This window comes from uncultured Shimia sp., from assembly GCF_947498095.1.
Taxonomy (GTDB): Bacteria; Pseudomonadota; Alphaproteobacteria; order Rhodobacterales; family Rhodobacteraceae; genus Shimia.
Window position 1 is genome coordinate 1 of sequence record NZ_CANMJE010000040.1, and the last position, 563, is coordinate 563.

Below are 563 nucleotides of genomic sequence, written 5' to 3' on the forward strand. Positions count from 1 at the left end.
GGCGATCAGCTCTCAGTCGCGGGCCTCACCGCAAGCCACGGCACAATCTCTGGCGACGCGGCCAACGGCTTCACATTCACACCGGATGCCAACTACAACGGACCTGTCCAACTGAGCTACACCGTCACCGACGGCCACGGCGGTACAGTCGCGCAGACTGCTTCGCTGACGCTGGTTCCGACCGGGGATGCGGCAAGCGTGTCTGGACAAGATACCGGTGCAGTCACAGAGGACAGAATTTCCGGGATGCAGTGGCTACGGGTCGGTGGCCATCTCGATGTGATTGATCCGGACGCTGGTGAAGACCGGTTTATCGGCAACACACACTATCAGCCTGCCTATCCGACCTCACTGGGTGGCAACACATCTCTCGTCATTGGCCCCACGGGAGACTGGATCTATTTAGGCGACAACACCGATCCGCGCATTCAGGCCCTGGGCGACGGCGACACACTGACCGATACGGTCACCGTGCGAACCGTAGATGGCACGACGCATCAGATCCAGATCACGATCCATGGGACCAACGATGCGCCGGTTCTGAGCGCCGCTACGGCTTCGGC

At 60.9% G+C, this 563-nt stretch carries 1 protein-coding gene; it reads left to right on the top strand.

The features are described 5' to 3' along the window. Positions 1–563: VCBS domain-containing protein (locus Q0932_RS20465; RefSeq protein WP_299357112.1), on the top strand; the 563-nt coding region annotated here is incomplete at both ends.